Annotated in this window: 1 protein-coding gene; it reads left to right on the forward strand. The window is 37.2% G+C overall.

Translation table 11 applies throughout. The features are described from left to right. Window positions 1-14: 14 nt before the first annotated feature. Window positions 15-814: restriction endonuclease subunit S (locus BAZO_RS10775; RefSeq protein ID WP_420911428.1), on the forward strand; the 800-nt coding region annotated here is incomplete at its 3' end.

The raw sequence follows: 814 nt of genomic DNA on the forward strand, positions 1-814 counted from the left end.
AAAAAGCTCCAGAATTGCGATTTAAAGGATTCACGGATGATTGGGAACAGCGTAAGTTGGGAGACGAAGTTCGAATAGTGATGGGACAGTCTCCTAATTCAGAAAATTATACTGATGATCCTAATGATTATATTCTTGTGCAAGGTAATGCTGACATGAAAAATGGTCGTGTTTTACCGAGAGTATGGACAACTCAAGTTACTAAACAAGCTGAAAAAGATGATCTCATTCTAAGTGTCCGAGCACCGGTTGGAGATATTGGTAAAACAGCTTATGACGTGGTTATTGGTCGAGGTGTTGCTGCCATAAAAGGTAATGAATTTATATTTCAAAATCTTGGTAAAATGAAGTCCGACGGGTATTGGACTAGATATAGCACTGGATCAACATTTGAAAGTATTAATTCTACTGATATTAAAGAAGCTATAATAAGTGTCCCTGCAATTGAGGAACAAGACAAAATAGGCTCATTCTTTAAACAGCTAGATGACTCTATCGCTCTTCATCAGTGTAAGCTAGATCTTCTCAAAGAGCAGAAAAAAGGCTACTTGCAAAAAATGTTCCCTAAAAATGGTGCCAAAGTTCCTGAATTGAGATTTGCGGGGTTTACTAACGATTGGGAACAGCGTAAGTTAGGGGATCTTGCTGAAATAAAAGATAGTGCAAGAATCCCCAATATAAAGTGGCAAAAAGAAGGGGTACCTTACTTACGCTCTAGTGATCTATCCTCAGAACACATTAAAGATGGATTATTTCTGTCTTTGGCAGACTATATAAAATATGATAAGATAACTGGTTCTCCTAAAAAAGGTGA

This window comes from Schinkia azotoformans LMG 9581, from assembly GCF_000307855.1.
In the GTDB taxonomy this organism is placed as follows: Bacteria; Bacillota; Bacilli; order Bacillales; family Bacillaceae_J; genus Schinkia; species Schinkia azotoformans.